Below are 23,168 nucleotides of genomic sequence, written 5' to 3'. Positions count from 1 at the left end.
CGCCTCGCGCCGGAATTTTCGCCGAGGGCGCGAAGCCAAAACGCCGCTGTACCGGGCGTACTGCAAGTTTTGGCGACAAAGCCCTCGGCGAAAAGGCCAAGCGAGGCGGCGCGAGGGATTGCACCCCGGGCTGCTAGCACCCCGGGCTGCTAGGCCCAGGCTCAGGCGCCGCAGTCGAGGCTCGGGCTCGACGACAGCTCGCAGACCGCCAAGACCTGCACGTCGCCGGGCACGGACACGCCCGGCCGACGCAGGAGCTCGAACTCGAGGTTGCGCTTGCTGGCCACGCACTCGGCGGCCAGGTCGGCGCCGGTCTTGGCGATCCAGCACGCGTCCTCGCCCGCGGGTAGCTCGTGCGTCTCGCCGACCAGCGCACACTCGACGAGCTCGCGCTCCTCGCCGCCGACCTCCTCGAGCACGTCGCAGCTGTAGTCGAGCGCCTCGGTCGAGCTGTCGACGTCGAGCACGCAGGCCGGGAAACAAGCCGGCGGCAGCTCGAGCTCGATGCCCGCGACGATGTCGAGGATCGCCGGGGTGTAGTCGGCCTCGCAGACCGAGTAGAGGTTGCGCCCCTTGTCGCCCAGGCTCGGGGCCATGAACGCGCTCGCGAAGGTCTCGAGCCGCACGGGCGGGATCGCGGTCTGGACCACGCCCTCGACCTCGTTCGCGCAGCCGGCCCCGATCCCGAAGTCGCGCTGAAACTCCGGATCGTCGCTGTCGGCGAACACCTGCTCGGCCTCCCCCTCGCTGTAGCCGGCCGGGACCCCGGCGATGACCGAGACCAGGACCTCGCGGCCGGCCTGCTTGGTGGCCGCGACGGCCTCGAGCTGCTCGACGTAGCGCGAGACCGGGCGCAGGACCATCTGAGCCGGGTCGCTGGTCTCCTGGCCCTGCGCGTCGAGGTTGACGTCCCAGCAGTCCTCGTAGGGGCTGTCGCCCGAACAGGCCACGCCCGCGTTCCAGCACACCGCCGAGGTCGCGAAGTTCGCGGTCTCGGCCCAGAAGGTCTCGGCCTCGAACAGCGCGCCCTCCATGCCCACGCCGAACGAACAGTCGACCTCGTCGGTCACGATCAACACGGCCAGGAGCGCGTCGTGACGCAAGAAGCCGTACTCGGGCTGGGTCGGGTCCTGCATGTTCGTCAGGGCCCGGGCCATCGCCTCGAGCGGCGACTCCCAGCCGCAGCCGCTGATGCCCTGGGGCGCGAAGCACTGGAAGGCGTCGAGGACCCCGATCGCCTCGGGCAGGTTGTCGACGCCGTTGAAGCTCTCGATCCACGGCCGCGCGCTGGCCTCGCCGTCGGCTGTGAGCGGCGTCGGGCGGATCGTCAGCTCCGCGTCGCCGTACTCGCACTGCGCGGCGCAGGCCACGTCGTACTGGTCATCGCCCGCGAACTCGAAGGTCTCGGGCCGATCGAGGCACGACCCTAGGTGTAGCTCGCCGCCGGTCCCCGTCTGGCAATTCGTCCCGCCCAGATCCGTGGTCGTGATCCCGATCCGGTAGTCGGCCCCCGCATCCTCGAGCTTCTCGATGAAGGGCCCGAAGTTGGCCGCGAGGTTGGCCTGCTCCTCGCCCATCGAGCCCGAGTTGTCGATGACCAGCAGCACGTCGACCTTCTTGTTGACGTCGAGCGGCAGGCCTTTGCCGTCCTCGAGGACCGGCGTGGCCTCGACCGGCTTGATCGGGTGGGGGTTACAGCCCGTCGCGGCGACGGACGCGGCGACGAGCAAGGGGGCGACAAAGAGCGAGGGGGTGCGGCGGCGAGTCAACATCTGCCGATCACCTGAGCAAAGCCCTCGCCAGCAAAAAGTGTGGTGATTTCAACGCCTGGCTCCGAACAGCCGACAACCGCGTTGGCGCGGGCCCAGGGAATGTGAAACCACGATTGCTGGCCGCTAGTGTGGCCACTGGTCGGCAACAGAGACACGAGGTGCGATATCGCTCAGCTGAAGAACAACCACGAAACTGTCATCAATCCGCTGAGTTTCAAGCCACGGGCTGGAGACAAAGAGCCCGAGCGAAAAATACTCGCTTGTGATGCAATGCCTCGCGCGATCAAAAAAACTTCGCCCTCGCGCTTGACCCATTAGGTCGCCCGAGTACACTGCGTCCGTATCGAGTTAGCTGAGGTATCGAGATGGCCCGCCAAGCACAGATCTGTGGACGCGAAGATGTTCCCAACGCCGCCTACAAGGGCGCCGCCGGGAGTTGTTCGTGGTCTGCGAGCGCTTGGGCGAGTCGCTGTCCCGGACCTTGGCGAGGTACCGGGGCCGCCTGAGCGGCGGCGGCAGTGAGCACGCCCTCGCCGACCTCACGGAGAGGCAAGCCGACAGCTGGCGACGGCACCCGATTCGAACTCGGGCGAGACCACCAGTCCTTGGGAGTTCGACCCTCCCTCTCTCCGCTCTGCGCTGCTCACCCAAAAACTGGCCCTGGAGAGACAAGCCGACAGTCGGCGACGGCACCCGGCCGCTACCCGGACGAGATCGCAAGATCCTTGGGAGTTCGACCCTCCCCCTCTCCGCGAGCCCTCCGTCTTGACAACTTGATTGATGAATATCGTGTGATTGCGAGCGTAGCTCAGCGGCAGAGCGCTGCGTTGCCAACGCGGAGGTCATGGGTTCGAATCCCATCGCTCGCTGTCTGTGTGCGGAACTCGATTGGCTGAGTACGACACTTCCAATGTCGCTGTTGCGGGTTCGACTCCCGTCGCACACTCTTTGGGCTGCTAGTTCAATGGGAGAATGCCTGGTTTGCACCCAGGTGATGCCGGTTCGAGTCCGGCGTGGTCCACTCTTTGTGATTGTTTGCAGTTTAGCGCGCCCGCCCGGCGGCGCTCGGTCTCCAACACCGAGCGGAGAGGGTTCGACTCCCTCGCGCGCTGGTCATGTGTATGGGTCTATCTTGATGCAGTGGCCGAAATGGAGAGGCGCACGATTGCAGTTCGTGTCCATGCGGGTTCGAGTCCCGCCTGCATCTTCCAGGTCTCCACGACACCTCCACGAGCGTGAGCCTCGCTCCCTCGGAGCTCGCGGCGGCCAGCTCGGGTTCGTTGATGAGGCTGTGTCGTGCCGCTGGGGCTCCGCGCAGGGCGCCATCCGACCGAGCCTTGCAGCGGAGCCAACGATTGCAACACGACGGCCCGGCGACCAGGGCTCCGAGGGTCCCTCGGAGCGAAGTTTTCACGGCGTATGCGTCTCAATCGAAGCGGCGCCGGTCACTCGGACTATCCGAAGACCGACACCGCTCATGCCTCCGGTGAGTGAATTCGCTTCGAGGGACCCTCGGAGCCCGCCGGGCCCCTCCGCCGTCAGACGACCCCAGAACAGACTTCGGTCGGGATCGGCTCGCCCAGGCGGAGAGTTCGGTCGCCCCTCAATCCGCGCTCGCGTGCGCCTCGTGCTCGGTGATGCTGCCGTCCTTGAACAGGTACTCCCGCAGCTCCTTGTCCAACACGGGCAGCCGCCGCCGCAACCACTCGAGGGTCATCGCGGCGTGCTCGATCTCCTCATCCCGGTTGTGGGCGAGGATCTTGCGCAGACCGTCATCCGTGCAAGCGTCGACGCGCTGGTTGTACCAATCAACCGCCTCGAACTCCTCCATCAGCGAGACGATGGCGCGATGCACGTCCCGGGTCTCGTCGCTCAGTTTGTCGTACGGCTCGTGGTAGCCCTCGTGTGCTGACATGGGTGCCCCATAGCACGCTCTTGGCCCGGTGCATGCCCGCTCATCGACCGAGCCGGAACGTGGTAACTTGCGCCGATGCGACGCTGGACCCACCTCTCGCTTGGACTGACCCTCCTCGTTGCGTGCGGCGACGACCAGACCACCGTCGACTCGGGCTTGGCCACGGCCGACGCGACGGGCACGGGTGACGGTGACGGTGACGGCGACTCCGGTGACGGTGACGGCGACTCCGGTCACGGTGATGGCGACGGTGACTCGGGCGACGGCGACGGCGATCCCGGCGACGGTGATGGCGACGGCGACGGCGACGGCGACGGCGACGGCGACGGCGATCCCGGCCCGCCCTTCGTGCCCTTCGATCAGGCCGACTGGGCCCACGGCGACATCGCGATCGACCGCGTGGAGGTCAACCAGGGCGTCGCGATCGAGGTCGTGTCCAACGGCCAGCTCATCCCCGTCGAAGACCGCGCGGGCGGCCTCGTCAAGGACCGCGACACCCTCGTCCAGGCGTTCTGGACCGTCCCCGGCAACTGGCAGCCCCGCCCGATCGTCGCCAAGCTCCACGTCCGCAACACCCAAGGCCAGCTCGACGTCATCGAGGTCACCAAGTCGATCTCCGGCAGCCCCTCGTCGGGCAGCATCGACGGCCCGATCACCTGGCAGCTCCCGGCCGAGGCCTTCGTCGGCAACCTCGAATTCTTCATCGAGCTGTGGGAAGAGGGCGACCCCGGCGACATCCCGGCGTCGAGCGCCTCGCCCTCGGCCCCGGCGGGAGGCATGCAACCGATCGGCGTCACGACCGAGCCGATGGAGCTCAAGGTCATCCTCGTGCCCGTTCAATACGACGTCGGCAACTGCCACACGAACACGACCGACGTCATCAACACCAACTTTCAGGCCTTCTCCGACTGGATCTTCGCCCAAAACCCGATCCACACCCTGCAGATCTCCATCCACGACGACATCCTCGTCCAGGACACCCCGCTCCAGACCCTGAGCGAGATCAACGCCAAGCTGGCCGGGATGCGCTTCAACGACTTCGCCGAGCCCAACGAGTACTACCACGCGGTCGTCAACGCGTGTGTGGGCGGCATCGACGGGGCCGGCGGGATCGCGCCCGGGACCCCAGGGCCGATCAAGGGCGCGGGTGACCTGCGCGTGTCGAATACGCTGTGGATCGACAGCAATTGGACCAAGGGCGCGATGGTCCACGAGCTCGGCCACAATCAAGGGCGCCCGCACTCCCCCTGTGGCAACCCCGACGGCGCCGATGTCAACTACCCGCACCCGGGCGCGAGCATCGGGGCCTGGGGCTTCAACATCATCGAATTTCAGTGGTACAACCCAAACAACTATAAGGATTACATGGCGTACTGCAATCCCTCGTGGGTGTCCGATTGGACCTGGGGATTGACCCACGAGCAGGTTCGGGTCCTGACCTCGTGGGACTACGCGGGCGCGCCAAACAATGACGACCCCTTCGTCGAGGTGCTCCACGGCTTTGTCCACCCCTCGGGCATGGAGCAGTGGTGGACCTCGCCGGGCACCGTCACCCAAGACATGCTGACGACGGCCGAGAGCATGGAATTTTACGACGACGAGGGCGCGCTGATCGAGTCGCGGCCCGCGGCCAGCTGGTTGATGTCGGACGGCAAGACGCGCTACTTCATGGCCGAGGTGCCCGACTCGGATCTCGACCTCGTCGGCGACATCGTGCGGGTCTCCAAGGACGCCCCCACGCTCGTCCCCCGCACCCAGGTCACCCGCTACTTCGGCAACTGAGGACGCAATGCGCAGCTCGAGCACAACCACGGCGCTGTTTTGGATCCTGGCCGCGCTCGGCCCCGCGTGGGGCTGCGGCGACGACGGGACCGGCAGTGAGACCCCTGCCCCCGAGACCAGCGGCGACGGCGACTCCGGAGACGGTGACGGCGACTCCGGCGACGGCGACACCGGCGACGGCGACGGCGACGGCGACTCCGGAGACGGCGACGGCGACGGCGACGGCGAGGGCGCCGAGCCCTGCTCGTTCGAGTTCGAGGCCACCCAGATGAAGACCAACGGCCAGATCCACGCGGCCTTCGACGTCGACGTCGGCCCAACTGGCGAGTTCGTCGCCGTCGGCCGGATCGCCAACGACTCGAGCGACGCGTGGATCGCCAAATTCAGCGCCGACGGCGAGATGGCGTGGGAGCAGGTCGTCGACGGCGGCGGCGGCTACGACTTCGCGTCCGGCGTGGCCCTCGACGACGCGGGCGATCTGATCGTCGTCGGCAGCCTGCAGGGCAACACCAACAAGGATCTGTGGATCGAGAAGCGCAGCGGCGCCGACGGCAGCACGGCGTGGACGGTCATGGAGGTCAGTAACTTCGACGGCGACAACGAGCCGGGTGACGTCGAGCTCGGCGCCGACGGCTCGATCTTCGTCTCGGGCTCCGTGCGCATGGGCGACGACGACACGGACGTGTGGGTCCGCAAGCTCTCGTCCGCCGACGGGGCCGCGGCCTGGACCGCGACCTACTCGGGCAACACCGACATGAGCGGGTTCTCGATCGACAAGGGCAGCCAGCTCGCGCCCGCGCCCGATGGCTCGGTCTACGTCAGCGCCGAAGAGGGGGTCGACTTCGAGACCCGCGACGCGATCCTGCTCGAGTTCGGTCCCGACGGCGGCGCCGCGCAGTGGAAGCTCGCGCCCGGCTCGAGCGACGATCCGCACATACACAGCTCGGGCGGGGTCGCGGCCGGGCCCGATGGCGAGGCCTACTTCGCCATGGTCCAGGCCAACGGGATCGAGCGGCTGTGGCTGCACCGGGTCTCGGCCAGCGGCGAGGTCGAGTGGACCATGACCGAGGACGACTTCGTCTACGAGCCTACCCGAGGCTGGTCGATCACCGGCCTCGACATCGGCGCCGACGGCAACCTGACGATCGGCGGCAGCCTGCGCAACGAAGAGACCGGCGAGGGCATCGACTGGAGCGAGGTCTGGGTCGCCAACATCTCGCGCGCGGGCCAGGGCGTGTGCATCGAAGCCCACACCTGGCAAAACGAGCACATCATCCCGGCCTCGACCTTCAACTACGGCCTCGCCGAGGGGCCCGGCGGCACGGTCGTGGTTGGCGAGATCCGCGATGGACCCGAGAACTACCTCTGGGTCGGCGGCTTCAACTGAGCCGACCTACTGCGGGTCCGGCAGCGACGACTCGCACTCGGTCAGCGGACCGGTGAGCCCGCTCCAGCCCGGCGGGTGATCGACGGAGGCGGGCGGTCCCGTGACGGCTTTCCCGACGTGTGCCTGACCCCGACGCCCGGCGGAGCCCCGGCCCCGGTCGCGTACCCAAACATCGCTGCTGGCAACATGGCCGTGCCCGGGGTGTACAACGTCCTGTACATGGGCATGCCCGCGCACAACATGTCGTCGGTGGTTCCCATGAGCGACGGCGACAACGGTGGCGTCGCCCTCGGCGTGGCTGCCGGCACCGTGATGGGCCCGTCGCGGCACCTGACCGGAGCATTTACGTGCATCGTCGGTGGCATGCCTGCGACTCGATTGAGCAGCGTTTCGTTGCAGAACAGCACCAACTGCCTGGGCGCGCGAACGGTACCCAGCCAGACGAAGGTGCTGCTCCTGGCGCTGTAGCTCGCCCTGGCGAGAGGCCGGTCACCGATTCCTGACCTCCCAGCCCGGCCGACGACTCATGGCCGCGCTTCGAATCCCCCAGTAACATTGCAGCGATGACCGTGACCCACAGACGCCGGCCACCCAACCGAGCACCGGGGCTTCTCGCTGTCGCTGAAGACGAACGGCAAGCTCGCGCGCGGTCTCGACCTCCCGCTGTCGACGCTGTTCTCGGCCTTCGACCTTGCCGAGTTGGACATCGAGCGCGAGGTCGTCGGCATCGCAAGGCGACGCCTCACACCCACTGAGCGCCAACTCGCGCCCCGATTCTTGACCGCGCTCACCTCGTTGTTCACCGCGATCCTGGTCAGCGAGGCCGATGGTGAGTGAGACGGACCGACGCGACGACGCTCCGCCCGAAAGGTTCATGGTCATGCGCGAGAGCTACCTCGACCCCGAGCAGGGCCGCTCGTCGCAGTGGCTCGACCGCGGAGCCATTTGCGATCCGACGGCTCACGCAGCGACGACTGCGGGACGTGTGGCAGCGCAAGGCTTGGGTCAATGCGCCGGGCGTGCGCGACGAGTACATGGTCAGGCTGGACACCTGGGACCACATGGAGGCCCAGCTGCTCAGCCAGCTCATCGAGGATGCCGGGTCAATCCGCCGCGCGGCGATCTCCATCGGTGTCCCGAGGTCAACCCTCACCGCGCGGGTCCACAACCATAGCAAGCGCGGGACGTGGCCGGGATGACGATCACAGGCGGTCGAGCAGATCGATCTCGTCGGACCAGACACCGACCACAAGATACGGATGCGAAAAATCGCCAGCGGCCCTCCATCGCAGCAGCGATTCGCCATGCGCCTCAAACACCTCTGAGCACACCTCTGCGAACCTTGTCAGACCGGCGCGGGCGCCCTGCGTAGTTTCACAAAACGGGGTGACTCGGCCACGGCCGCCGTCCGGTGTCGGAAGTGTCATCACTACCCCGTGTGGAGTGTGGGCGAACGCGGCGCGCTCCATGAATCGTTCTTCGAGTGGGATCATGTCGTCCTTACCGATTCTGCCATCATCAGCTTCCCAAGCAACCCATGCCACCTGGGTAGTCCCACGTGCGCGAGCCGGGGCAGAACTCGCCGAGTAAGCGGTCAACGAGGTGCATCTGTCATCGTGGCCCACATCCGGCCAGGATCGTCGGATGCCCAAACAGTCTCCAACCACTCGGAAACTGGCCCAGATCCTCGAAAGCCGCCGCTGGCCACGAGCAGACGCGGCAACCGTGGTCGCGGCCTGCCGCGCCAGCGAGCTGAGTCCCCGGGCATTTTGCGAGCGTCACGAGCCCGACGACCCTTATCGCAGAAGCTCGAGATTCTGGAAGAGCGAGTCTTCTTCCCCTTGGCGCTATGCCTCGACCCGGAAGACCCCGCGTCAGGCGTGGACGGGCTCGCCGGTCCAGCGGGGCTTGGCGAGGATCTGGAGGGGGGGAGGCGGGCATCCCGAGATCGTCGCCGGGATGCCGGCTCACGGGCAGATGCACTTCGCGGAGGGTTTACGGCTACAGATCCGCCCTGTGGATAGACACCGCGCAGCAGACGCCTGCTCTCACTGGCCGCAGTAACGCCGTCGAATGCGTATCCTCTACGCTACGGTAGCCACTTGCAAACCGAGTGATCTCAGGGCACAACTCCACCTCTAACCACGAAGATTGGAACGATGCCAACATTTGAGGATACTCAGATCATGTATACTCGCGCCCAGGGGCTCCGCGCCCTGGAGTCGTTTCGACATAGCCCGGGCTGGGAAGCCATATTCAACCAACCGGTTGTCCTCCGCATGAGGCTCTTGGTACGGCTCGCCAGCCACAAGGCTCCCTCAGCCGAAGACCTCGCAGAATTCTCGAAATGCTGCGCATTTGCGGCAGCAGAACCCGGCAACGACGACCAGTCCTTCTATACCGCGCCGACAACTCCACACTAGACGTGAATTTCGCTGAAATACCCTTAATGTATGCGAGCCCCAGGGCGCTTCATGCTGGCGACTTTTGGGGTGGTCTCCAGACCATGACCGTGATGGACCACCACGACTGGCCTCATCGGTTCATCGAGATCTATCAGCGCGGCTGCGAACTCATGGTTTCTCCCGTGGCTCCCCTAGCTTCGCTCCACGAAGAAGCCTACCTGTGCTTCTTCCGGTGTCTTGAGTATGTCGTGATGGGGAAGATCTTGAACCGGTCAGGACAGTTCTCCGAGAAGTATTTTCAGGCCGCATGCGAGCGCCTCGGTGCGAGGCCGGTCGATCCAAACTCCCCTCGAAAAGCGGCCGTGAGTCTCATTGCCACACGTGGTCACGCCGTGGCCCACATGACGAAAAAGCAGGCCAATGCACGACTTGATCCGAAGGACCTCGCCCACCTCAAGTCTCACTTAGATCTACTTTGTAGGGTGTTCCTCCGGAAGCACCCCAACGCTTGAGCCGATGTCCAAAGGTTCGTCCGACGACGTGGCGTCGGCCGCACCTCACCCTGTATAGCGATCGGCGACCGGCGCCGGAGGCGTCGACGGCTTGGCCTTGGGTTGGCGGACGCCGTCGAGGCGCAGCATCTCGTAGAACAGCGTGAGCAAGTGCGCGTCGGACGAGACGCTGGAGAAGGTCCCGCTCGAAGTCTGAACGGGTCAGATCACACCCGGCGCGTCAGCTCGCCCGGCAGGCGGGTCGTCCGAGCCGGTGGCGGCGAACCCTGGGAGGCCAGCCCGGACGGCTCCGGCTGAGCGAGGCGCTCACCGCCGCGCGTGGAGCACCCGCGAGACGTCGCCGAGGTCGTCCCAGGGTTCGCAGCCGACGCGCGCACCGCTCGGTGTGTGCTCGCGTTGGCTAGTTGCGAAGACCATCACGCTGTCACGAGGTCCGGAGACGCCGGCACGTCGTCGTCTTCGAGCGGTTCGCTCGGGATGACGGCGGCCATCACCTCGATGTTGACCCGCGGCTCCTCCTCGCCGGTGTGAATTCCTCGGTGATGGAGGGCTGATCGGAAGCCGGCGTACTCGCACAGCTGGCGAAGGTGCGACAGTTCCTGGTAGTCCTCCCGGTCGGTGATTCCGACGACTACGTAAATCCACAGGTCGCGATTGCGGCGGGGGGCGTGGACGATGATGTCCTCGATCTCGCCCTGAAGAATGAGACGCTTCTGATTATTGATCCCGCGTTTGATGGTAATGTACCAGTCCTCTTTGCCAAACTCCATGTAGGCGTCCACCTTGGTACCGGTGGGTAGCGGGGCATCCGGTTTCGCCACCACGTTCAGGGTATGAAAGAGCTGCTTGACGAGGAGATGCCGGTAGTCGTTCTCCTTGCCCTCCATGAGCCAGCAGGCCTCGACCGACTCCTTAACGGGAGCCAGACGGCGTGCGTAGTCCGCCTCCTCAAGCTTAGCCTCCAGCCGACTCACAACACCGAGCAGCGGAAACGACCCACCGAAGGCGAGCAACATGCCGACTCCCGCCCAAGAGCCAGTCTCGTTCCCGAAAACACCGTCCATGAACAGCCAGAAGGTGACGCCGAGGGCGGGCGGAACGAGAAAGAGGAGCTTGGGCTTGGGGCGGAGGAACATGGAGCCGTTGGACGCGGCGACCGCGAAGGTATTCTCCGTCAACTGTATCTCATGAGGCGCGGTCCGGGTGCTCCTCCGGTCCAGCATCTCCATCTGCGCGGCTGATATCGAATAGGTGAGCGGCAACGCCCAGCGACTGAGCAGTCCGCACCCCTCCAGGGGATCGCCTGCTGGCGTGATCGGCGACTCTCAAGACGACGTCGCGGGGGTGCTCGCCAACGTCGGCCTCGGGCCTCGGCTGCCACCGCGTCCACGGACCGGCACGCCAACTCCCCCCCGTGGCCGTGATGGGGGCTCGTGGGCCGAAAACGTCGATGCGAGGTGGTTGAGGGCGACGCTAGCGCCGCCCAACTCCGCCCAGGTCTTCAGCGCTAGAAGCCATGGGCGCGCATTCCGCCCCAAACCTTGCTTCATCTTGCTTAACCGCTGACGACGGTGGGCGAACATACTGAGCATCGGACACGGAGCCCTACGTGCTCGCGCCGATGCTCCGATCGACAAGACGCCCCAGTGTCTCGGCCACGAATTGGTTGTCGGCATAGTAGCCCGACGGGGCCTCACGGTTGCCCATGACCGCCGGAAGCGTCAGTTCGGCGAACTCGCGCTCGGCATCCGACCAGGGTTGGCCTTCGAGCGCCAGCTTCAGCACACGCGCGATCCCGCCTGCCAGGCAGTCCGCCGCCAAGAGCAGCGGCTCCCCCTTGGAGTCCCGCATCGAGAAACGGTGGATGTTGCGGACCCCGATCCGGTCGACCGCCATGCCCTGCGAATCCAGGACGCCCTCCAGTTCGCTATGCCCGACGCCGATTCCCTGCGACATCTGGACATAGAACTTGAACACGCGCTCGAACTGGGACTGCTCGTCATGGACGAGTGTGCCCTGCTTGGGGCGATACATGTCCAGCACCATGTCGCACTTGCGCATGAACTGCATCAACGCCGGCACGTTCAGGCTGGCGTATTCGGCGTGCTTGCCATCGTCGATGGAGTCGTAGTCCTCCGCCTCGATGATCGCGTCGAGGGAGTCCAACGCTCCGCGGAATCCGGCCGCGAGCAGGGGCTCGCGCTGCAACTCGGCGAACTCGACGAGGCGCTCGATGCAAGACCTGAACACAGGCGTGTTCTCGGATGGATCTTTGTAAGCTTCTGCGAAGTCGCGCAGCACGTCATCGCGGACCGTGTAGACGAGCTGCGTCAGCCGCTGCCGCTCACGGAGCGCGGTGGTGGGCAGCCACGAGGAGCCCGGGTTGTGCAACGGGTCGAGCAGCACGTCCACGACCTTCCCGGCGACCGCAAACTGCTTCTGCATGAAGTAGAAGACCGGGAACGCTCGAGCCTGGCCAAGCTCCCTCAGCATCCCGAGCGTCCGCGCGCGCCGGCTCTTCCTCCACACATCGCGGAACTTGGGCTCCTTGCCGCCAGGCAGGTCGAGGTCTTCGACGAACGAGAGGACCGCAGCCTCCGCCTTTCGACGCGCCCCCCCTGCCACAACGAAACCGGCGAGGACGAGGAAGGGGTCGGTATCGAGGTAGTTGATGCCCGAGTTACCCGACTCGTCGCAGAACACCCAGGCTTCGCGGGCTCGACAGACCAGCCGTCGAGTGTAAGCTATTCCGTTACCCATCCGCCCCAAGCTAGCACCGATGGATTCGTCCGCAAGCGTCGTCGACGGCTTGCCTGACGGCATGACAATCCCCGGGATCGCTAGGAAGCGTCCGTCCCGCGAGCTCTCCGTCGGCATCGGCGACATACATCGCGCAACCGGAGGCCGCGCGTTCGAAGTGCGCCCAGAAGGAGCGCAACTCGAGTTCGCGGCTCAGCCTGTGGATGTCGCTGGCGAGGCGCGGGGCGTCGCCGTACAACCGTTCGTTGCTGAGCTCCGACTTGAGGCGAAGGACCTTGGCCATGGCGTTGCGGGCGTGGAGCAGTCGGCGGCAACGGATGTAGGCGAGCAAATCGTTCTCGCCGCCAAGAAGCAGCGGTCGGCCATCAAAGGTAGCGACCGGGACCCCCCTCGGGTCCATGCGGGCGCCAGGTTGCGAGTACGCCAAGCCCATCGCGCCCGAGAGCGTGGAAGCCAGCACGGTCGTGATCTTCAGCAGCCGGCGGTTGTAGTAGTTGTCGCCCCGGTTGACCACGAAGGACACCTCGTCCGAGAGCCGCAGGACCGCCAGCAGGAACGGCCTCGAGGGTTCGGGGGCCCAGTCGCGCCACAGCCGGAAAGTCCAGGGGACGGAGGGCGGCTCCGTGGGCTACAGCAGCGGGATCGAGCGCTGGTCGGCCACCACGACCCGAGATACATGCCCTTTTCATCGCACGACGTGCGCTCGCCGGCCGAGGTGACCGAGATTCGGGCCACTGCGCGGCCGGGCGGGAGCCCCGGCCGCGCTGGTCTGCGGCGGCTACGACTTCGCGTCCGGCGTGGCCCTCGACGACGCGGGCGATCTGATCGTCGTCGGCAGCCTGCAGGGCAACACCAACAAGGATCTGTGGATCGAGAAGCGCAGCGGCGCCGACGGCAGCACGGCGTGGACGGTCCTGGAGGTCAGCGACTTCGACGGCGACAACGAGCCGGGTGACGTCGAGCTCGGCGCCGACGGCTCGATCTTCGTCTCGGGCACCGTGCGCATGGGCGACGACGACACGGACGTGTGGGTCCGCAAGCTCTCGTCCGCCGACGGGGCCGCGGCCTGGACCGCGACCTACTCGGGCAACACCGACATGAGCGGGCTCTCGATCGACAAGGGCAGCCAGCTCGCGCCCGCGCCCGATGGCTCGGTCTACGTCGACACGGTCTGGTCGTACTCGAGCGGGACGACCAACTTGTTGCAGCGGCGGATCCGCGAGCTGTTCGCCGACGACGCCGCCGACCACCGATTTCCGCGCGAGGCCCTGTTCGAGCCGCTGGGCATGACATCCGCGATCATGGAGACCGATCCCAGCGGGACCTTCGTCGGCTCGTCGTTCATGTACGCGACCCCGCGCGACTGGGCCCGCTTTGGCCAGCTCTTCCTGCAAGACGGCGTGTCGGAGGGGCAGCGGATCTTGCCCGAGGGCTGGGTTGCGCGCAGTGTCACGCCCACGCCCACGCACCCGAGCGCAGGCTACGGGCTGCAGTGGTGGCTCAACGCGGCCGAAGATCCCGCGAGGCGCGCGCGCTGCCGGACGTGCCGCGAGACGCCTACTGGGCCTCGGGGCACCAGGGCCAGACGGTCGTGGTCGTCCCCTCCCGGGACGCGGTGATCGTGCGCATGGGCATGACCAACGGGCCGGGGTGGCCGCGCTCAAAATTCGTCGCCGGGGTGCTCGCCGCGCTACCCTCGCCCCTAGCCCCGACGGGACTCGACATGCAGATCACCGCCAACACCACGGGCATGGCCGCGGACCTCGGCGTCGCGGCTGACGTCGAGGCCCGCGATCACTGCGTCATCGTGATCAAGGGCAGCTTCCAGGCCGACCCGGCCGGCGCGATGACCCTGCTGCCCGAGCAGCCCCCACCCTGCGCGACCGACGAGCACTACGGCGACCCCGCGACCACGAGCCTGCGCCGCGCCAACGACTTCGCCCTCTACAAGCCTCGCGCCGAGCTCCTCGTCGACGGCTTCGCTCACGTCCCGGAGGGCAGCCCTCCCGTGCCCGAGCTGCGCGTGACCCTCGAGGTCGGCGAGCGCCGCAAGCAGGTGCTGGTCAGCGGCGAGCGCGTGTGGGTCTCCAACTTCGGCAGCGCGAGCCCGTCGCCGCCGGTCCCGTTCACGCGCATGCCGCTGCGCTTCGAGCGAGCCTTCGGCGGGCCGCTCGAGCCGCGCAATCCCGTCGGCGTCGGCTACCACCCCAAGCGCAGCGCGCGAGATGTCGACGGTCTGCCCGTCCCCAACCTCGAGGCCCCCGACGAGCGCGTCGAGCGACCCGACGCGCGGACGAGACCCGTCGGGCTCGGACCGCTCGGGCGATCGTGGCAACCACGCCTTCGCCACGCGGGCACCTACGACGCGCGCTGGCGGAGCGAGCGCTGTCCCTTCTTGCCGGACGACTTCGACGCTCGCTACTTCCTGAGCGCGCCCGAAGACCAGCACTTCGATCACTTCCGCGGCGCGGAGCGGATCCGCTGTCACCACATGGCCGCGCGACCGGTGGTCACCTACGTGCTCCCGACCGTGCGCGTGCCGGTCCACGTGTTCACGGCGACGGGCCCGAGTCGGGCGGGGCTGGCGGTCCTCGACACCGTGATCTTGCAGCCCCACCTCGCGCGGGCCGAGCTCGTGTGGCGCACCAGCGTGCCGTTGACCAAGAAGCTCGGCGCCCTGCGGGAGGTCCGGATCGGCGAGCTGCCCGCGCGCGCCGACGGCATCCTCGGCTACCGCGACGGCAAGCCACACTTTGGCGATCTGAGAGCGGCGCTGCGCTGGCTTCGTCGCAAGCCTGGGAGCCCGCGGCGATGAACCTCTTCGTCGCCGCGATCGGCATGACCTGCCCCGTCGGCTACCTCGCGGCCACGGCCTGCGCCGCCATGCGCTGCCAGCTCAACCGCAGGCGCGAGCTGACCTATCACGACCGCACGGGCGAGCCGATCGTCGGCTCGGCGATGCACGACTGGTTCGAGGTCGGCACGGCGCGGAGCGAGCGGATCGCCGTCCTGGCAGCGCGGGCGATCGAAGACGCGCTGCGCGGTCTCGGCGAGCGGGGCGAGACAGATCGCGCCCTCGAGCGTCACCCGCTGATCCTCGCGCTCGCGTCGACGCTCGGAGACCGCGAGCGCGCCGCCCTGACCCAGCGAGTGTGCGCGCTGCTCGAGGCACGCCTCGGCGTTCGCGTCGACCCGCGGCGCGTCGGCGTGATCGCCGACGACGCCGCCGGGGCCTACCGCGGCCTGGCCTGGGCCGCCGAGCTGTTCGCGTCGGCGCAGGCCGAAGCGTGCATCGTCTGCGCCGCGGACTCGCTGATCTCCGCCCGCGAGCTGCTGCGCCTCGAGCGGGCCCAGCGTCTGGTTTGCGCCCTCGACAGCGATGGCCTGATCCCCGGCGAGGCCGCGGCCTGCGTCGTCGTTCAACCGCGGCGAGATCGACCTCTGGGCCCCGCGCGCGGCCAGGTCCTCGGCCTCGGCTTCGCGCGCGAGGCCTCGAGTCTGACCAACGACGTCCCGCTGCGCGCCGACGGCCTCGTCGCCGCGACCCGAGCTGCCCTCGATCAAGCCGGCCGCGAGCTCCACGAGGTCGATCTGCGCATGTCCGACCTCACCGGCGAGAGCTTCTTCTTCAAGGAGCAGACCCTGCTCCTGACCCGCGTCATGACCACGCCCCGGCCCGAGCTCCCGCTGTGGGCCTGCGCGACGACCCTGGGCCATACCGGGGCAGCGGCGGGGATGTGTAACCTGGTCTGGGCCCACGCCGCCAACGCGCGCGGCTACGCACCCGGGCCCCTCGTTTTCGCCTGCGCCGGGTCCGACGACGGACTCCGCGGAGCGCTCGTCTTGTCCCTGTCGCCCAGGGAGCCATCACGAACATGAGCAAGAAGGTCTACGCCAACGGCAACGCCGTCGTCTGTGCCGCCGGGGCGGGCAAGCTCGTCGCGGCCTTCCCCGACGTGTGCATGAGTCCCCCCGGTCCGCCGACTGGACCCGTGCCCGCGCCCTACGCCGACACCTCCCACACCCGCGACACCAAAAAGGGCAGCAGGTCCGTCAAGATCGGCGGCAAGCCCGTGTACCTGTCGGGCCAGAGCCACCTGGCGACCTCCCCGCTGGGCAACGAGTCGGCGACCAAGACCTTCGGCGCCAGCGTCGTGACCCACACGACCACGGGCAAGACCCAGTTCTCGGGCCACTCCATGGACGTGCAGGTCGAGGGCAAGTCCGTGTGCCGGCACCTCGACCTGGCGACCGCGAACCACGCGAGCTACCCCGGCGCCACGCCGCCGTTTCCGGAGATGGAGGAGATGAACCTCGTCGCGCTGCAGCGGATCAAGGAGCGAGTGTGTCCTTGCTGCGGGAGCACGAACTGTCCGTCGGCGTTCAAAGACGGACAGGAGGCGCAGAGCCTCGAAGATTTTTACGGCTTCGAGGACAAGGGACCCGATGGAGCCCCGACGCAGGAGGCGTTGGTGCGGCGCAAGACCTATCGGCGCTTGATCGCGGCGAAGGACATGTATTGTACGTGTGAGGGGCGGGTGTTTCCGGAGGCGCCTTGTGATGTGTTTCGGGCGCCGAACACCAAACGGAAGAAAGCCATCGCAGCAGCCTGGGAAAAGGCGGCGATCGCGTACCGTGAACACTTCGAAGCGGCCCATCCCGACGCGATCGCATCCTTCGTCGCGCGCAACCCCAACGAACTCGCTCCGCGCTCGGCCAAGACCTTCTCCAAGGTCGACCACCTGACCCCGAAAGCAGGGGGCGGGTGCCCCGACAACCCCGGCAACCTCCAGCCCCATGACCTGCTGTGCAGCACCTGCAAGATGATCGACGACACCTTTAGTGACTGGCAAGCCAACGACGTGCGGTGGCGCGCGAAGTGGAACACGGCGTTTCGCCGCTCGGGCATGAAGCGGCGGCGCCTCGATACCTTTCAGCCGAGTTGGTGGTGAGATGAGCGATTCGAAACAACGACCATACTTCCACGAGACACAGCTCTTGTTTGAGAAATTTGGCTATTTCGTTCGGCTGCTGGAACCCGGCGTCCCCGTGCCCGGGCGCCCCCCAGGCCACGCCGGTCGCTGGCGCCGCTTGTACGACGCCCTCGATCGCGCCATGCGAGGCGACTTCACGGCCGCCGGGGACGTCCTCGAGGTCTACCGCGAGTCTCACGGCAACGAAGACGAGCCGGTCGACTACTGGATCGAGTGGAACGCGATCATCATCCTCGGCCACATCGGCACCGTCGAGTGCTTCCGGGACATGCGACGCGAAATCGAGGCGCCCGACGTCCGCGGGGCCGATCGCCACGACTACTACGCGAACACGAAGATCACGGATTACTGCCGCGCCTTCTCGCTCTGGGGTCGCCTCGACGCGCTGCCCGTGATCCTCGATCAGTACCTCAACCAGCGGATGAAGGGGGCCCCCGAGCTCGATATCTTCGGGACCTACCTGTCCGAGCTGCTGCTCCCCGTTGGCTGGTCGGACAGCATGATCCCCGACGAGCCACCCGCCGACATGCTCGAGGACTACCTGAACCTCGTCATGGACCGCTACGACGAGGTTGTCGCCGAGCTGGGCTCGGAGACGGTCCACGTCGCGTTCAGCGAGCTCCTGTCCCCACGCACCCTCGCGCGCCACATCTGCGCACCGATCGAGACGCCCTACCTCCGACACGAGCTCATCTGCCTGCGCGAGCGCTTCGAGCCCATGACCGGCATCGACTGCACCGACTTCTTCACCTCCGACCCCTGGACCCCTCTCGCCGCCGCCGCGATCGCCGAGGACTTCCTCGCCAGCGACGCCTCCGCTCGCTTCGAGGACGGCGCCCGCTACTTCTTCGGCCACCGCATCCCCGACTGACGCCCCTCCACGAACATGAGCAAGAAGGTCTACGCCAACGGCAACGCCGTCGCCTGTGCCGCCGGGGCGGGCAAGCTCGTCGCGGCCTTCCCCGACGTGTGCATGAGTCCCCCCAGTCCGCCGACTGGACCCGTGCCCACGCCCTACGCCGACACCTCCCACACCCGCGACACCAAAAACAGTTCGAAGCGGCCCATCCCGACGCGATCGCATCCTTCGTCGCGCGCAACCCCAACGAACTCGCTCCGCGCTCCGACGAGACCTTCTCCAAAGTCGACCACCTGACGCCAAAGGGCGCGGGCGGGTGTCCCGACAACCCCGGCAACCTCCAGCCCCATGACCTGCTGTGCAGCACCTGCAAGATGATCGACGACACCTTCGGCCTCTGGCAGGCCAACGACGTGCGGTGGCGCGCGAAGTGGAACACGGCGTTTCGCCGCTCGGGCATGAAGCGACGGCGCCTCGATACCTTTCAGCCAAGTTGGTGGTGAGATGAGCGATTCGAAACAACGACCGTACCTTCACGAGGCACAGCTCTCGTTTAGGTTTGGGAAGGTTGGCTATTCCGTTCGGCTGCTGGAGCCCGGCGTCCCCGTGCCCGGGCGCCCTCCAGGCCACGCCGGTCGCTGGCGCCGCTTGTACGACGCCCTCGATCGCGCCATGCGAGGCGACTTCACGGCCGCCGGGGACGTCCTCGAGGTCTACCGCGAGTCCCACGGCAACAAGGACGAGCCGGTCGACTACTGGATCAAATGGAACGCGATCACGATCCTCGGCCACATCGGCACCGTCGAGTGCTTCCGGGACATGCGACGCGAAATCGAGGCGCCCGACGTCCGCGAGGCCGATCGCCACGACTACTACGCGAACACGAAGATCACGAGCTACTGCCGCGCCTTCACGCTCTGGGGTCGCCTCGACGCGCTGCCCGTCATCCTCGATCAGTACCTCAACCAGCGCATGAAGGGGGCCCCCGAGCTCGATATCTTCGGGACCTACCTGTCCAAGCTGCTGCTCCCCGTTGTCGGGTCGGGCAGCATGATCCCCGACGAGCCACCCGCCGACATGCTCGAGGACTACCTGAACCTCGTCATGGACCGCTACGACGAGGTCGTCGCCGAGCTGGGCTCGGAGACGGTCCACGTCGCGTTCGGCGAGCTCCTGTCCCCACGCACCCTCGCGCGCCGCATCTGCGCACCGATCGAGACGCCCTACCTCCGACACGAGCTCATCTGCCTGCGCGAGCGCTTCGAGCCCATGACCGGCATCGACTGCACCGACTTCTTCACCTCCGACCCCTGGACCCCTCTCGCCGCCGCCGCGATCGCCGAGGACTTCCTCGCCAGCGACGCCTCCGCTCGCTTCGAGGACGGCGCCCGCTACTTCTTCGGCCACCGCATCCCCGACTGACGCCCCTCCACGAACATGAGCAAGAAGGTCTACGCCAACGGCAACGCCGTCGCCTGTGCCGCCGGGGCGGGCAAGCTCGTCGCGGCCTTCCCCGACGTGTGCATGAGTCCCCCCGGTCCGCCGACTGGACCCGTGCCCGCGCCCTACGCCGACACCTTTCACACCCGCGACACCAAAAACAGTTCGAAGCGGCCCATCCCGACGCGATCGCATCCTTCGTCGCGCGCAACCCCAACGAACTCGCTCCGCGCTCCGACGAGACCTTCTCCAAAGTCGACCACCTGACGCCAAAGGGCGCGGGCGGGTGTCCCGACAACCCCGGCAACCTCCAGCCCCATGACCTGCTGTGCAGCACCTGCAAGATGATCGACGACACCTTCGGCCTCTGGCAGGCCAACGACGTGCGGTGGCGCGCGAAGTGGAACACGGCGTTTCGCCGCTCGGGCATGAAGCGGCGGCGCCTCGATGCCTTTCAGCCGAGTTGGTGGTGAGATGAGCGATTCGAAGCAACGACCATACTTCCACGAGACACAGCTCTTGTTTGAGAAATTTGGCTATTTCGTTCGGCTGCTGGAACCCGGCGTCCCCGTGCCCGGGCGCCCCCCAGGCCACGCCGGTCGCTGGCGCCGCTTGTACGACGCCCTCGATCGCGCCATGCGAGGCGACTTCACGGCCGCCGGGGACGTCCTCGAGGTCTACCGCGAGTCCCACGGCAACAAGGACGAGCCGGTCGACTACTGGATCAAGTGGAACGCGATCATCATCCTCGGCCACATCGGCACCGTCGAGTGCTTCCGGGACATGCGACGCGAAATCGAGGCGCCCGACGTCCGCGAGGCCGATCGCCACGACTACTACGCGAACACGAAGATCACGAGCTACTGCCGCGCCTTCGCGCTCTGGGGTCGCCTCGACGCGCTGCCCGTCATCCTCGATCAGTACCTCAACCAGCGCATGAAGGGGGCCCCCGAGCTGGGTATCTTCGGGACCTACCTGTCCGATCTGCTGCTCCCCGTTGTCGGGTCGGGCAGCATGATCCCCGACGAGCCACCCGCCGACATGCTCGAGGACTACTTGAACCTGGTCATGGACCGCTACGACGAGGTCGTCGCCGAGCTGGGCTCGGAGACGGTCCACGTCGCGTTCGGCGAGCTCCTGTCCCCACGCACCCTCGCGCGCCACATCTGCGCACCGATCGGAACGCACTACCTCCGACACCAGATCAGCTGCATGCGCGAGCGCTTCGAGCCCATGACCGGCATCGACTGCACCGACTTCTTCACCTCCGACCCCTGGACCCCTCTCGCCGCCGCCGCGATCGCCGAGGACTTCCTCGCCAGCGACGCCTCCGCTCGCTTCGAGGACGGCGCCCGCTACTTCTTCGGCCACCGCATCCCCGACTGACGCCCGCCAGCCCGCGGGCGCGATCGGCCATGAAGCCGCGCAGGAGTTCGGCGACGAGCTCGGCATGGGCGGGGTGTCGACGTGTCACGCGACACCTCCAAGCAGCGCGTCGTAGTTCGCCAGATCCGGACGGCCGACGTCGAGCTGCAGGATCTCGGACTCGCGTGGCCGGATCTGGGTCTCGACGGCAGCCAGCTCGCGCCCGCAGACAACCTCGTGCCCTCGTGTGCGCCGTGCAACCCCGCCAAGGGAGACGACAAGCTGCTCATGTACATGCTGCGCAGAGACGCCTGAGCATCGACGGGATCAGCAGCCGCGAACCCACTCTTGGGCGGCCTGCCCGCTGACCTCGATGTCGCGCTCGTGGACGAAGCCCGCGCGCGTGAACGCCCGGCGACTGGCCTCGTTGCTCGGCCGGATCTGGGCCTGGATCTGCTTGAAGTTCAGCTCCTTGGCGACCGCGACCGCGGCCTTCAGCGTCGCGGTGCCGATCCCACGTTGGCGGGCCTCGGGCGCGATGTTGATGCTGACCAGGCAGACCCCCTGGTGCTCTGGGATCGTGTTGAGCCGGACAAAACCGACCGGATCGCCCTGGTGCTGGACGATGAACAGGTGGTGATCGGCGCGCTCGAGCTCGCGGCAAAACCACGCGACGTGATCGACCAGCGGGATCGGCTCGGGCGAGAACGAGGCCTCGCGGGTCATGGGATCGTTGGCCCAGCGATGGATGATGTCGGCGTCGCCCTTCTTGGCCGGGCACAGGCGCAGCCCCCGGACGACGGGTTTGCAGCCGTCGAGGTCCTCGTCGGTCAGCGGGGTCTCGGCCGCCAGGTCGCGGGCCGCGACGGCGCGCAGGACATCTTCGAGGTGCTTGGGCGCGAGGCCGCCCTCGAGCTTGCCGCGACGCAGGACGTCGACGTTGTCCCGTGAGAAGGGCTCGCCCTTGGTCACGGCTTTGGTCGTCATGAGCACGCGCCGGGCGAAGCCGCGCAGCTCGTCCTCGACCCCGAGCACGGCCTTGGTACCGCTGCCGACGACCCGCTCGGTCGCCCGAACCCCGGCGACCAGGCGCCGCAGGCCCTCGGGCTCGACCGCGAAGGCGTGGTCGGGCCCGGGCAGGTACTTGGACAGGGTGTAGTGCTTCTCGAGCACCGCGGCCCCGAGCGCGGCCGCGGCCATCGGCGCGACCTCGGGGTGCTCGGAGTGATCGCTGAGCCCGGTCGGGATCTCGAACTCCTCGCGCAGGGTCACGAGCGCGCGCGCGTTGACGGCCTCGGGCGGGGTCGGGTACGCGGCGGTGCACTGCATGATCGCGAGGCGGTCGCAGCCCGCGGCCTCGAGCGTGGCCACGGCCTCGCGGATCTCGTCGAGATCGCTGGCCCCGGTCGACATGATCACGGGCTTGTTGCGCTTGGCGACCTCGCGCAGGAGCGGGGCGTGGGTCAGCTCGTAAGACGCGATCTTGAACGCGTCGACGTAGGGATCGAGGACCGCGACGGCCTCTTCGTGGAAGGGCGAGGCGATGAACGCGAGGTCATGCTGGTCGGCCCGCACGCGCAGACGCGGGAGCCACTCCTCGGGCAGCTCCATGGCCGAGATGATGTCGAAGATGCTGCGGGGATCGCCAAGGTAGTCGCTGCGCCCGGCGGCCTCGGGGTACAGGCGCTTGGCCTTGAACACCTGGAATTTGACCGCGTCGCAGCCAGCCTCGGCGGCCACGTCGATCAGCGCGAGCGCCTGCTCGAGGCTGCCGTTGTGGTTGCTGCCGGCCTCGCCGATCACGAAGCAGGGCCCGCTCAGGCCGAGGGTGCGTCCACGGATCTCGAAGCTGCGTTGCATGGTCATGCCTTGGCGCCGCGTAGAAGGTACACGCCCCGGCCGACGATCGCCCGCGCTTCACCCAGGCCCGCGCGCGCGGGCTCCTGGCGCGCGTTCCGGGCTCCCGGCTGCCGCCAA

The 23,168-nt window shown here is 67.3% G+C and carries 23 protein-coding genes and 5 tRNA genes; 21 read left to right on the top strand and 7 right to left on the bottom strand.

Annotation, left to right across the window (positions count from 1 at the left end; genetic code table 11):
• Positions 1-161: 161 nt before the first annotated feature.
• Positions 162-1,772: a vWA domain-containing protein gene (locus tag ENSA5_RS20055; RefSeq protein ID WP_106393288.1), complete on the bottom strand. Its 1,611-nt coding sequence runs from the start codon at positions 1,770-1,772 to the stop codon at positions 162-164.
• 543 nt (positions 1,773-2,315) lie between these two features.
• On the opposite strand from ENSA5_RS20055, the gene ENSA5_RS37925 reads away from it, so the two are divergent.
• The 5 genes from ENSA5_RS37925 (at position 2,316) to ENSA5_RS20035 (ending at position 2,979) form a co-directional block, all read left to right on the top strand.
• Positions 2,316-2,404 (top strand) — tRNA-Ser (locus ENSA5_RS37925).
• A 165-nt stretch (positions 2,405-2,569) separates the two neighbouring features.
• A tRNA-Gly gene (locus ENSA5_RS20050) sits at positions 2,570-2,641 on the top strand.
• Between the two features lie 4 nt (positions 2,642-2,645).
• A tRNA-Gly gene (locus ENSA5_RS20045) sits at positions 2,646-2,718 on the top strand.
• Positions 2,719-2,722: 4 nt separating this feature from the next.
• A tRNA-Ala gene (locus ENSA5_RS20040) sits at positions 2,723-2,793 on the top strand.
• Positions 2,794-2,906: 113 nt separating this feature from the next.
• Positions 2,907-2,979 (top strand) — tRNA-Cys (locus ENSA5_RS20035).
• A 396-nt stretch (positions 2,980-3,375) separates the two neighbouring features.
• Here ENSA5_RS20035 and ENSA5_RS20030 read toward each other — a convergent pair.
• Positions 3,376-3,687 (bottom strand): encapsulin-associated ferritin-like protein, encoded by a 312-nt coding sequence (locus tag ENSA5_RS20030; RefSeq protein WP_106393287.1) that lies wholly within the window; start codon positions 3,685-3,687, stop codon positions 3,376-3,378.
• A 75-nt stretch (positions 3,688-3,762) separates the two neighbouring features.
• On the opposite strand from ENSA5_RS20030, the gene ENSA5_RS36170 reads away from it, so the two are divergent.
• From ENSA5_RS36170 to ENSA5_RS20010, 5 genes are all read left to right on the top strand, one after another.
• Positions 3,763-5,469, top strand: a complete 1,707-nt coding sequence (locus ENSA5_RS36170; RefSeq protein WP_146155904.1) for a M66 family metalloprotease — start codon at positions 3,763-3,765, stop codon at positions 5,467-5,469.
• A 7-nt stretch (positions 5,470-5,476) separates the two neighbouring features.
• Positions 5,477-6,856, top strand: coding sequence for an NHL repeat-containing protein (locus ENSA5_RS37920; RefSeq protein WP_181197967.1), 1,380 nt, complete (start codon positions 5,477-5,479; stop codon positions 6,854-6,856).
• Positions 6,857-6,931: 75 nt separating this feature from the next.
• Positions 6,932-7,324, top strand: a complete 393-nt coding sequence (locus tag ENSA5_RS20015; protein WP_106393286.1) for a DUF4150 domain-containing protein — start codon at positions 6,932-6,934, stop codon at positions 7,322-7,324.
• Between the two features lie 231 nt (positions 7,325-7,555).
• A complete protein-coding gene (locus ENSA5_RS37915) occupies positions 7,556-7,693 on the top strand; it encodes a hypothetical protein (protein ID WP_181197966.1) in 138 nt (45 codons plus the stop codon).
• 146 nt (positions 7,694-7,839) lie between these two features.
• On the top strand, positions 7,840-8,055 hold the full coding sequence (locus ENSA5_RS20010) for a hypothetical protein (protein WP_106393285.1): 216 nt from the start codon (positions 7,840-7,842) through the stop codon (positions 8,053-8,055).
• A gap of 3 nt (positions 8,056-8,058) precedes the next feature.
• Here ENSA5_RS20010 and ENSA5_RS36165 read toward each other — a convergent pair whose 3' ends face one another.
• Positions 8,059-8,349, bottom strand: a complete 291-nt coding sequence (locus tag ENSA5_RS36165; RefSeq protein WP_146155903.1) for a hypothetical protein — start codon at positions 8,347-8,349, stop codon at positions 8,059-8,061.
• Positions 8,350-9,371: 1,022 nt separating this feature from the next.
• Between ENSA5_RS36165 and ENSA5_RS36160 the strand changes: the two genes are divergently transcribed.
• Complete coding sequence (locus tag ENSA5_RS36160) at positions 9,372-9,773, top strand: hypothetical protein (RefSeq protein WP_146155902.1); 402 nt, start codon at positions 9,372-9,374, stop codon at positions 9,771-9,773.
• Between the two features lie 416 nt (positions 9,774-10,189).
• Here ENSA5_RS36160 and ENSA5_RS20005 read toward each other — a convergent pair whose 3' ends face one another.
• From ENSA5_RS20005 to ENSA5_RS36155, 3 genes are all read right to left on the bottom strand, one after another.
• The gene (locus ENSA5_RS20005; RefSeq protein ID WP_106393284.1) at positions 10,190-11,002 is read right to left on the bottom strand and encodes a hypothetical protein; all 813 of its coding nucleotides are present in this window, start codon (positions 11,000-11,002) and stop codon (positions 10,190-10,192) included.
• A gap of 376 nt (positions 11,003-11,378) precedes the next feature.
• Positions 11,379-12,476, bottom strand: coding sequence for a DUF3800 domain-containing protein (locus ENSA5_RS20000; RefSeq protein ID WP_181197965.1), 1,098 nt, complete (start codon positions 12,474-12,476; stop codon positions 11,379-11,381).
• A gap of 67 nt (positions 12,477-12,543) precedes the next feature.
• The gene (locus ENSA5_RS36155; protein ID WP_181197964.1) at positions 12,544-13,047 is read right to left on the bottom strand and encodes a hypothetical protein; all 504 of its coding nucleotides are present in this window, start codon (positions 13,045-13,047) and stop codon (positions 12,544-12,546) included.
• A gap of 283 nt (positions 13,048-13,330) precedes the next feature.
• On the opposite strand from ENSA5_RS36155, the gene ENSA5_RS36150 reads away from it, so the two are divergent.
• The 10 genes from ENSA5_RS36150 to ENSA5_RS19950 all read left to right on the top strand — a co-directional run bounded on the left by ENSA5_RS36150 (position 13,331) and on the right by ENSA5_RS19950 (position 21,506).
• Complete coding sequence (locus ENSA5_RS36150; protein WP_219906816.1) at positions 13,331-14,152, top strand: serine hydrolase domain-containing protein; 822 nt, start codon at positions 13,331-13,333, stop codon at positions 14,150-14,152.
• The gene (locus ENSA5_RS19990) at positions 14,125-15,348 is read left to right on the top strand and encodes a DUF2169 family type VI secretion system accessory protein (protein ID WP_146155900.1); all 1,224 of its coding nucleotides are present in this window, start codon (positions 14,125-14,127) and stop codon (positions 15,346-15,348) included. The genes ENSA5_RS36150 and ENSA5_RS19990 overlap by 28 nt, the downstream gene beginning before the upstream one ends.
• On the top strand, positions 15,345-16,412 hold the full coding sequence (locus ENSA5_RS19985; protein ID WP_106393281.1) for a hypothetical protein: 1,068 nt from the start codon (positions 15,345-15,347) through the stop codon (positions 16,410-16,412). The genes ENSA5_RS19990 and ENSA5_RS19985 overlap by 4 nt, the downstream gene beginning before the upstream one ends.
• Positions 16,409-17,485 (top strand): PAAR-like domain-containing protein, encoded by a 1,077-nt coding sequence (locus ENSA5_RS19980; RefSeq protein WP_106393280.1) that lies wholly within the window; start codon positions 16,409-16,411, stop codon positions 17,483-17,485. The genes ENSA5_RS19985 and ENSA5_RS19980 overlap by 4 nt, the downstream gene beginning before the upstream one ends.
• 97 nt (positions 17,486-17,582) lie before the next feature.
• Positions 17,583-18,398: a hypothetical protein gene (locus ENSA5_RS19975; RefSeq protein WP_181197963.1), complete on the top strand. Its 816-nt coding sequence runs from the start codon at positions 17,583-17,585 to the stop codon at positions 18,396-18,398.
• 98 nt (positions 18,399-18,496) lie between these two features.
• Complete coding sequence (locus ENSA5_RS19970) at positions 18,497-18,889, top strand: hypothetical protein (protein WP_106393278.1); 393 nt, start codon at positions 18,497-18,499, stop codon at positions 18,887-18,889.
• Positions 18,890-18,992: 103 nt separating this feature from the next.
• Positions 18,993-19,808: a hypothetical protein gene (locus ENSA5_RS19965; RefSeq protein ID WP_181197962.1), complete on the top strand. Its 816-nt coding sequence runs from the start codon at positions 18,993-18,995 to the stop codon at positions 19,806-19,808.
• A gap of 98 nt (positions 19,809-19,906) precedes the next feature.
• Positions 19,907-20,299 carry a hypothetical protein gene (locus tag ENSA5_RS19960; protein ID WP_106393276.1) on the top strand — a complete coding sequence of 131 codons (393 nt, stop codon included), beginning with the start codon at positions 19,907-19,909 and terminating at the stop codon, positions 20,297-20,299.
• Position 20,300: 1 nt separating this feature from the next.
• Entirely contained in the window at positions 20,301-21,212 is a 912-nt protein-coding gene (locus ENSA5_RS19955; protein WP_106393275.1) for a hypothetical protein, read from the top strand.
• An 81-nt stretch (positions 21,213-21,293) separates the two neighbouring features.
• Positions 21,294-21,506 (top strand): hypothetical protein, encoded by a 213-nt coding sequence (locus ENSA5_RS19950; protein ID WP_106393274.1) that lies wholly within the window; start codon positions 21,294-21,296, stop codon positions 21,504-21,506.
• Positions 21,507-21,518: 12 nt separating this feature from the next.
• Here the strand turns inward: ENSA5_RS19950 and ENSA5_RS19945 are convergent, their stop codons facing one another.
• Positions 21,519-23,057 (bottom strand): GNAT family N-acetyltransferase, encoded by a 1,539-nt coding sequence (locus ENSA5_RS19945; RefSeq protein ID WP_181197961.1) that lies wholly within the window; start codon positions 23,055-23,057, stop codon positions 21,519-21,521.
• Positions 23,058-23,168 lie beyond the last annotated feature (111 nt).

This window comes from Enhygromyxa salina (genome assembly GCF_002994615.1).
Classification (GTDB): domain Bacteria; phylum Myxococcota_A; class Polyangia; order Nannocystales; family Nannocystaceae; genus Plesiocystis; species Plesiocystis salina_A.
Note: the sequence above shows the minus strand (reverse complement) of the source record. Positions and strands in the feature narration are given on the sequence as shown.

Excerpts from the sequence above, each read along its gene's own strand:
- ENSA5_RS20055 (WP_106393288.1), bottom strand. The coding sequence starts at position 1,772 with ATGTTGACTCGCCGCCGCACCCCCTCGCTCTTTGTCGCCCCCTTGCTC.
- ENSA5_RS20030 (WP_106393287.1), bottom strand. The coding sequence starts at position 3,687 with ATGTCAGCACACGAGGGCTACCACGAGCCGTACGACAAACTGAGCGAC.
- ENSA5_RS36170 (WP_146155904.1), top strand. The coding sequence starts at position 3,763 with ATGCGACGCTGGACCCACCTCTCGCTTGGACTGACCCTCCTCGTTGCG.
- ENSA5_RS37920 (WP_181197967.1), top strand. The coding sequence starts at position 5,477 with ATGCGCAGCTCGAGCACAACCACGGCGCTGTTTTGGATCCTGGCCGCG.
- ENSA5_RS36165 (WP_146155903.1), bottom strand. The coding sequence starts at position 8,349 with ATGATCCCACTCGAAGAACGATTCATGGAGCGCGCCGCGTTCGCCCAC.
- ENSA5_RS36160 (WP_146155902.1), top strand. The coding sequence starts at position 9,372 with ATGGACCACCACGACTGGCCTCATCGGTTCATCGAGATCTATCAGCGC.
- ENSA5_RS20005 (WP_106393284.1), bottom strand. The coding sequence starts at position 11,002 with ATGGAGATGCTGGACCGGAGGAGCACCCGGACCGCGCCTCATGAGATA.
- ENSA5_RS19985 (WP_106393281.1), top strand. The coding sequence starts at position 15,345 with ATGAACCTCTTCGTCGCCGCGATCGGCATGACCTGCCCCGTCGGCTAC.
- ENSA5_RS19980 (WP_106393280.1), top strand. The coding sequence starts at position 16,409 with ATGAGCAAGAAGGTCTACGCCAACGGCAACGCCGTCGTCTGTGCCGCC.
- ENSA5_RS19955 (WP_106393275.1), top strand. The coding sequence starts at position 20,301 with ATGAGCGATTCGAAGCAACGACCATACTTCCACGAGACACAGCTCTTG.
- ENSA5_RS19945 (WP_181197961.1), bottom strand. The coding sequence starts at position 23,057 with ATGACCATGCAACGCAGCTTCGAGATCCGTGGACGCACCCTCGGCCTG.